At 45.6% G+C, this 6170-nt stretch carries 7 protein-coding genes and 1 pseudogene; 6 read left to right on the top strand and 2 right to left on the bottom strand.

Features of this window, described 5'->3' with window-relative positions; genetic code table 11:
• The coding region (locus BLS58_RS17605) for an RpnC/YadD family protein (RefSeq protein WP_176764738.1) at positions 1-789 on the top strand (789 nt) is incomplete at its 5' end.
• Positions 790-1439: 650 nt separating this feature from the next.
• Here the strand turns inward: BLS58_RS17605 and BLS58_RS12415 are convergent.
• A pseudogene (locus tag BLS58_RS12415) lies at positions 1440-1793 on the bottom strand (cation:dicarboxylate symporter family transporter); the annotation flags it as partial.
• A gap of 353 nt (positions 1794-2146) precedes the next feature.
• Between BLS58_RS12415 and sat the strand changes: the two are divergent.
• From sat to BLS58_RS12390, 5 genes are all read left to right on the top strand, one after another.
• Positions 2147-3292, top strand: a complete 1146-nt coding sequence (sat, locus tag BLS58_RS12410; RefSeq protein WP_090399118.1) for a sulfate adenylyltransferase — start codon at positions 2147-2149, stop codon at positions 3290-3292.
• A gap of 14 nt (positions 3293-3306) precedes the next feature.
• Positions 3307-3894 carry an adenylyl-sulfate kinase gene (gene cysC / locus BLS58_RS12405; protein ID WP_090399117.1) on the top strand — a complete coding sequence of 196 codons (588 nt, stop codon included), beginning with the start codon at positions 3307-3309 and terminating at the stop codon, positions 3892-3894.
• A gap of 84 nt (positions 3895-3978) precedes the next feature.
• Complete coding sequence (locus tag BLS58_RS12400) at positions 3979-4614, top strand: class D sortase (RefSeq protein WP_090399116.1); 636 nt, start codon at positions 3979-3981, stop codon at positions 4612-4614.
• A gap of 84 nt (positions 4615-4698) precedes the next feature.
• Complete coding sequence (locus BLS58_RS12395; RefSeq protein ID WP_090399115.1) at positions 4699-4974, top strand: hypothetical protein; 276 nt, start codon at positions 4699-4701, stop codon at positions 4972-4974.
• Positions 4975-5235: a hypothetical protein gene (locus BLS58_RS12390; protein ID WP_090399114.1), complete on the top strand. Its 261-nt coding sequence runs from the start codon at positions 4975-4977 to the stop codon at positions 5233-5235. It abuts the gene before it with no gap.
• Between the two features lie 18 nt (positions 5236-5253).
• Here BLS58_RS12390 and BLS58_RS12385 read toward each other — a convergent pair whose 3' ends face one another.
• Positions 5254-6099, bottom strand: coding sequence for a YihY/virulence factor BrkB family protein (locus BLS58_RS12385; protein WP_090399113.1), 846 nt, complete (start codon positions 6097-6099; stop codon positions 5254-5256).
• Positions 6100-6170: the final 71 nt, after the last annotated feature.

Genomic DNA, 6170 nt, shown 5'->3' with positions numbered 1-6170 from the left:
TTACCGGTGATTGATGTCAACGAACGCCGCATGGATTTCGTGTTTTTATTACAAGATGACACCTACCTTCATCTTGAGTTTCAAACAACCTTCAGCATAAACGATCTCAAACGGTTCAAATTGTATGATACAGCCTTATATGACAAAACAGGGCGAAATATCTATACGTATGTCATTTATGGCGCTGATATAACGAAAGCCGATGAACATCTTGACCACGGATCCATCCAATACCGTGCCAACGCTATTTATATGAAGGATTATGACGGGGATGATATTTTTCGTAGGCTGTCATATAAGGTTTACCATCAGGAAACACTAGATGATGATGAACAGTTACAATTGGTTTTTCTTCCGTTGATGCATTCCAAGAAAAAACGCACAGAATTAGCTACAGACGTTGTGGAACTTGCCAATCAAGTGAAAGATGAAAAACAACGCTTCCAGTTAATAGGTACGACGGTAGGCATTGCGGATAAATTTCTCGAAGACTCCTATGTAGACAAAATGATGGAGGTGTTTAAGATGACCCGTATCGCTCAAAAGGTTTATGAGGATGGCATTGAAGAAGGAAGACAAGAAGGAAGACAGGAAGGAATAGAAGTCATTCAAGAGGCTATTCTTTCTTATCTGGAATCCCGATTTGATCTAAGGTCGAACGACATTCAACATAAGGTTAAAAGCATTGATGAAATGGACGTACTAAAAGCATTGATTGCAAAACTGTACAAAGCTGAATCCGAAAAACACGCGTTACAACTGATTGATCAAGCCCTTAAAAATGATTGAAGAGTTGCCAAAAAGAATCAATCAATATTGTCCTGTGGAGACGTCCACAGGACAATATAAATGGTGTCATCATGATCAACCCTTACCTATCCTTTCAAGGAAATTTTCGTTAGGTAAGTGAAAAAGGCATAATATGGTAAATGAAATGGGAATGTACATTGACGGAAGTTCTTGCCCTCCAAACTAAATTTACGTGGGAACATTTTGGGAACAAAAGGCGTGTAAAAGGTGTAACATCCATAATTAACCATATAAGCTGGCTGAAACACTGATTTTATGCAGGTTTCAGCTTATTTTTACAAATATAATTTTAGCCCTAAATCAACTCTTTTTTTTATCCCATACGATACGGCTTGTAGGATTAGAAAAAGCAACGGTTCAACCTAAGAGAGGGATATCTTACTGAATTGGATCTAAAAAAAGTAGCTACCCTCTGAGAGTCCCAGCCTCAGGGTAACTACTTCGCTGTAAAAGTGAACGCTTATCCCTGAAGGATACGTTCTATTGGAAGACCGTCGGTGTACCATCACCGCGGTCTTTTTAATGTATCCCTTTTGTAAGTTTAGTATACAACAAATCTTTATCCAATTGCAAACAAAAGAATGTAAGGACGTACTCATCACCAATGACTACGCCTATTTAGTTTTTCTTTAAGATGTCATCTCCTGTGACTCAAGCCGCTGGTCGGGATCGCTGTAAACGTCGTGATCAATATCTTTTCTGACTCTCGAAGTGAAGATGCCGGCGATCATGCTTCCGGAGATGTTCACCGCTGTTCTGCCTATATCAATGAGCGGTTCGATGGAAATTAACAGACCGGCAAGCGCAATGGGCAGCACGATAATCGCAGCAAAGGTCGCGCCGCCGCCGACACCGGCAACACTAAATGAGCTGATGGCGACGACAATAAGCACAGTAGCAATAAAACCGGGATCTAGTGGGTTCTGCCCCACTGTTTGCGCGATCATATGTAAAAAGCTTACATAACCGTTCCCGGCGATACCCACCCAGTCCATCGTTGTTTCAATGATGCTGGATTCCGGGTCAAAAAAATACTGCAGAATCATGCCAAGTGCAATGCCGGTAACGAGCGCGGACATGACTCTAATCGAAAAAGATATATGCTTTCGTTGCATGACATATAAAAGAGCAGCAACGATAGCGACAGATACGATAATGGCAATGGTTAAAAATAAATCCAAGAGCCTCCACCTCAATGATTTTATCAAAGAGCTGTTTTATCCCTGAAAATCTTATCTGTCAAGTAGGAAAAAATATCGCAAATACCCCTTACTCTAATCGGAATTATGGGTTATAATAATCTCATCGTACTAAAAAGTTGGCGAGGAGGCATAACATGACGACGAGTATTCCGCACGGAGGAACATTGATCGACCGGCGCCGATATGGAGCCGAATGGCCGACTAATGCGGTGCACATCCCTTTAGATGACATTGCGTTGGCGGATGTGGAGTTGCTGGCCAACGGCGGTTACTCCCCGCTCACCGGTTTTATGACCAAAGTAGACTACGAACATGTCGTCTCATCCATGAAGCTGGAAAATGGTCTTATTTGGAGTTTGCCGATTACATTGCCGGTTCCGGAGGCACTCGTTTCCGAATTAACCATTGGCGAACAGGCGATTTTAGAAAAAGATGATATCCCTTACGGGTGGATCGATATTGCCGATATTTATCAGCCGGATAAAGAAGAGGAAGCAAGACAAGTGTACAAAACAACGTCAGATGCCCACCCGGGTGTGCACCAGGTTTATACGCGCCCGAATACTTACGTAGGCGGAGACATCACGCTCGTTCGCCCCGTGGAACATGGTCTTTTTGAAGCCGAGGCCCTTGCGCCGGAAGAAACGCGAGCAGCGTTTGCCGAGAAAAACTGGCAAACGGTGGTCGGTTTCCAGACGCGTAATCCGGTTCATCGTGCGCACGAATACATTCAAAAAACCGCGCTGGAAACCGTCGATGGCCTGTTGCTGCACCCATTGGTGGGGGCGACAAAAAAAGGCGACATCCCCGCGGATGTGCGCATGAAAAGTTATAAAGTGTTGTTGTCCCGTTATTATCCCGAAGAACGAGTGCAACTCTCGGTCTTCCCGGCAGCCATGCGCTATGCCGGTCCTCGGGAAGCGATCTTTCACGCGCTTGTCCGCAAGAATTACGGCTGCACCCATTTTATCGTCGGGCGTGATCACGCAGGTGTCGGCGATTATTATGGCACGTATGAAGCCCAGGAGCTGTTGAAACAATTCTCCGTAGAGGAGCTGGGCATTACACCGCTTTATTTTGAACACAGTTTTTACTGCAATGAATGCGAAGCGATGGCGACAGCGAAAACGTGTCCGCATAGTTCAGAAAAACATGTTATGCTCTCCGGCACCAAAGTAAGAGAGATGCTGGAGAATCAGGAAGCCCCTCCGAAGGAATTCAGCCGTAGGGAAGTCGTAGAGGTGCTTATGGAGACGTACAAACCAGGAATTACACAATAAAGGAGGAATCGTGGATGGATGCAAATATCGTTTGGCACGAGGAAGCGGTAACGGCTGCCGAACGTGAACAGCAGAATGGACATCCCGGTTTTGTGCTCTGGTTTACCGGTTTGTCCGGATCAGGAAAATCCACGTTGGCGAATGCGGTGGACCGCTATTTCCATGAGCACGGCTACCAGAGTTACGTTCTTGACGGCGATAACGTCCGTCATGGCTTAAATCAGGATCTCGGGTTTTCGCCTGAAGATCGCGAGGAAAATATTCGCAGAATCGGGGAAGTCGCCCATTTATTCGTAAAGGCCGGGACGATCGTAAGTACGGCCTTTATCTCCCCGTACGAGTCTGACCGGGCCAAAGCTCGCGCACTTCTCCCGGAAGGGCGATTTATCGAAGTGTTCGTTGATTGCCCCCTGGAAACGTGTGAGGAGCGCGATCCGAAAGGCTTATATAAAAAAGCCCGCGCCGGCGAGATACCATCCTTTACAGGGATAAACGCCCCTTACGAACCGCCGCGGCAACCGGAGGTCACCTTGAAGACGGGGGAGGGCACAGGCGAGGAAAATGTGAAAGAGCTCGTCGACAAGCTCACCCCGTTTTTATAAAAAAGATTGTGATTTTTCACGAGTCACGTTATGATAAGAGTAATATGAAATCGTGCACTCTTATGCGAGGGGAAAGTGTTAGCGATGCGCGTGTTTTTATATACGCTTATCATCTCCGGACTTGCCCTGGCCGGTTGGTCCGGGTATGACTGGATGCAAAGCACGCAAACGGTGGAGCCGATGGAAGCCGAATCGGAAGAAACGCAACTCCCGGAACCGCCGAAACCGGAAAATGAACCCGAACCCGTGAAAGAAGAAAAGGAAGAGGAAGTAGAACCTGATCCGGAGGAGTCCTTTGACTTTGACGAAGGCGAGGAGATCGCCGCCCTTGAAATCCCGACGATTGATTCCCGTTTTGAGGTTTTCTGGGGCACCGATGACGAGGCGCTGGATCAAGGTGTCGGCATGTATGATTCCGATGAATGGACGGAGACGCCGAATGTGCAGAAACACACGGTTTTAAGCGGCCACCGGGATACGGTATTTACCGAAATGGGAGACGTTGAAGAAGGCGATATCATGCGCGTGGAATTCGATGGCTGGGTGTATGAATATGAGGTCGATGACAGCTGGATTACCGACGCGGAGGATCGCACCGTGATCGTGGAAAAAGAAGATCCGACACTGACGGTAACCACCTGTTATCCGTTCGATTATATCGGCGCCGCGCCTGATCGCTATATTATGCAGGGTGAGCTGGTCGATTACTATGAAGTTTAGCCGTTAACGGCTAAACTTTTTTCATAGATCATGCAGGCTTGTCATACGTTATCACAAGGGGAACGAGGAGAACGGGGTGAGCGTATGGGTAGTCTGCTGGGAACATTGATGTCGTTTGTCTTTCTCTTTGTCGTGTTTTTGCTTTTGCTTTATTTTGTTTTAAGATGGTTTAACCAAATGGTGGACACACGCAAATACCTCCGTGTGAATCTCCTGACGATCGTTGTAATGTGCATGGTGATCGTCATGGGATTTTTAAAAAATTTTTACAGCATTACATTTATGTTGATTATCCCGCTCTCGATCAACGTCTTTTGCGTTAGAAATGTTATGTTGTACTACCGAGGGAGGAAGTTTTAAATGTCCACCATGGCGATCCTCGTCGTTATACAGTTGGTCTCTTTACTGTTGATCAGTGTTTTTCTATTGCTTATCGCTAACCATTTCAGTAAGTTCACGTTTGTGAATCTTCGCATCGTATTGCCGGCCATCCTCATCCTGGCGATGGTGATTGTTTCCATTTCCTGGCTGGCACAGGGAGGGCTGGTCGCCTACGCCCTCTTACCGGTGATCGTGATTGTAATTTTACTGGGTGTGATGAAAAAAACGTCCGCGCGCTGACGGACGTTACATAAATCATCATGCCTTACCTTTTTTCCATTTATAAAGCAACGCGTTGATTTGGCCGCCGACAATTAAAATAATGCCGGTTAAATAAAACCAGAGCATAAGGATGATGATACCGCCGATGGCTCCATACGTAGCTTCATAATTTCCGAAATTGGTAACGTAAAAAGAAAAGCCGATAGAAGTGATTTGCCACCCGATGGTTGCGAAAAAGGCACCCCAAAAAACTTCCCGCATTTTAAAGCGGGCATTTGGCGCGGCATAATATAGCACCATAAGGACAAAAATCATTATTGAGATGGCAATGACCCACCTTAACACTTGAAATAGGGATTCTATGTTATAGGAAAAGGGGATCCATGTTTGGATAGCATTCATGATGGCTTGCCCAAAGACGGGAAATATTAATGTAATGGCAATGACAAATACCATGGAAAAGGTTAACGTCATCGATAACAGTTTTACTTTAAGGAAAGGTCTGGTTTCTTTCACTTCATAAGCTCGGTTGGTTGCTCGTATAAATGCGCTGATGCCACCGGAAGCTGTCCACAGCGTACCGATAATGCCAATGGAAAGAAGGCCGCCTCTCGTTTCACTTAAAAGCGAGCTGACATTGCCGGCGATCATTTCGCCGGTCTCACCGGGAGCAAAGTCTTGAATCCACACCATCACCTGGTTTATAGGTAAGTTGAAATAAGGAAGCAAGGTAAGGACAAATAATAATAACGGAAACAACGATAACAAAAAATAATAGGCCAGCTGTGCGGCAAGGCCCGTTGTTTCATCATATTGGAATTTTTGGACGAGCATTTTAAGGAACGCTTTGTGATTTTTTATTGAAATCGTTCGAATTTGCATCCAACTTCACTCCTTTTGTTACAGTATAACAGAAAAACCCTCTTTGCAGGGTAAGAGGGTGGAGGGGCTGG

It is taken from the genome of Natribacillus halophilus, assembly GCF_900100185.1.
Taxonomy (GTDB): domain Bacteria; phylum Bacillota; class Bacilli; order Bacillales; family Marinococcaceae; genus Natribacillus; species Natribacillus halophilus.
The sequence above is the reverse complement of the archived record's forward strand: the minus strand, read 5'-3'. Positions and strand labels throughout refer to the sequence as shown.

Bases quoted from the DNA above. Each gene is read 5' to 3' on its own strand.
- BLS58_RS12395 (WP_090399115.1), top strand. From the start codon at position 4,699: ATGGGTAGTCTGCTGGGAACATTGATGTCGTTTGTCTTTCTCTTTGTC.
- BLS58_RS12400 (WP_090399116.1), top strand. From the start codon at position 3,979: ATGCGCGTGTTTTTATATACGCTTATCATCTCCGGACTTGCCCTGGCC.
- BLS58_RS12385 (WP_090399113.1), bottom strand. From the start codon at position 6,099: ATGCAAATTCGAACGATTTCAATAAAAAATCACAAAGCGTTCCTTAAA.
- sat (WP_090399118.1), top strand. From the start codon at position 2,147: ATGACGACGAGTATTCCGCACGGAGGAACATTGATCGACCGGCGCCGA.
- BLS58_RS12390 (WP_090399114.1), top strand. From the start codon at position 4,975: ATGTCCACCATGGCGATCCTCGTCGTTATACAGTTGGTCTCTTTACTG.
- cysC (WP_090399117.1), top strand. From the start codon at position 3,307: ATGGATGCAAATATCGTTTGGCACGAGGAAGCGGTAACGGCTGCCGAA.